General features: G+C 69.8%; 2 protein-coding genes. One reads left to right on the top strand and one right to left on the bottom strand.

Annotated elements, in window-relative coordinates; translation table 11 throughout:
* A partial coding sequence (locus tag C1I98_RS39190; RefSeq protein WP_368773565.1) for a carbohydrate-binding protein occupies positions 1-266 on the bottom strand: 266 nt, incomplete at its 3' end.
* Between the two features lie 195 nt (positions 267-461).
* Here C1I98_RS39190 and C1I98_RS39185 point away from each other — a divergent pair.
* A partial coding sequence (locus tag C1I98_RS39185; RefSeq protein ID WP_233508584.1) for an SDR family NAD(P)-dependent oxidoreductase occupies positions 462-1066 on the top strand: 605 nt, incomplete at its 3' end.

The raw sequence follows: 1066 nt of genomic DNA, 5'->3' as shown, positions 1-1066 counted from the left end.
ATGTCTGGGCCGCCGCCGTCGCAGGTCCCGCGGTCGGCCCAGACATAGGCGTTTCCGGGTACCTCGTTCTGCGTCCACCAGCGGGCGGACCAGTTGTGGCCGCCGTGGGAGGCGATCATCCCGCCGTGGTAGACCGAGGTCGGCTGCCAGGCCGACGCGCAGACCGCCGCGGCGGCGGAGGACATGGGGGCGATGATCGCCACCACGCCGGCGACGACCGCTGCCGCGGCCACCGACGCGGTGATCCTTAGTCCGCGTATCGACACCTGACCACTCCTTCGTACGGCGCGGCCGTCCCGGCGGCGCACATTCTTTTAGGAAAGTTTCCTAAAAGTCAACGCGATAGTAGTTTTCGCCGCCCGCCTCCACAAGGCCCAACCGGCCCTGCTGCCCGGTGACTCCAGCGGGCCTCGACCGGGGGTGCGGATGCTTGACAGTCTCATTCACCACAAGGAGCACCGATGAGTGATATGTCCGACAAGACGGCCCTGGTGACGGGGGCGTCCCGCGGCATCGGCCGGGCCGTCGCGCGCCGGCTGGGCGCCCAAGGAGCCCTGGTCGCGGTTCACTACGCCACCAACGAGGAGAGCGCGGCCGAGACCGTGGCCGCCGTGCGGGAGGCGGGCGGGAGCGCCTTCGCCGTACGCGCCGAGTTCGGCACCGGCGCCCGGCCCCTGGAGGCGGAGATCGGCGAACTGCTCACCGAAGTGGCGCGCGGACTGGACGGCAGGACACTGGACGTGCTGGTGAACAATGCGGGCACCTGGGTGGGCTCGTTCGAGGAGGTCACGCCGGAGGAGTTCGCGCGGGTGTTCATGGTCAACGTGACCGCGCCGTTCTTCCTGGTCCAGCGGGCGCTGCCACTGATGAGCGACGGCGGGCGGATCGTCAACATCTCCACCGCCAGCACCAGGATCGCCCTGGCGGGCGAGGCGCCCTACGCGATGACCAAAGGCGCGGTGGAGCGAATGGGCTTCGCCCTGGCCAACGAGCTGGGCAAGCGGGGCATCACGATCAACACCGTCGCCCCCGGCCCGACCCCCACCGGCAACAACCACCACTGGCT

The organism is Spongiactinospora gelatinilytica (genome assembly GCF_003236385.1).
GTDB lineage: Bacteria > Actinomycetota > Actinomycetes > Streptosporangiales > Streptosporangiaceae > Spongiactinospora > Spongiactinospora gelatinilytica.
The sequence above is the reverse complement of the archived record's forward strand: the minus strand, read 5'-3'. Positions and strand labels throughout refer to the sequence as shown.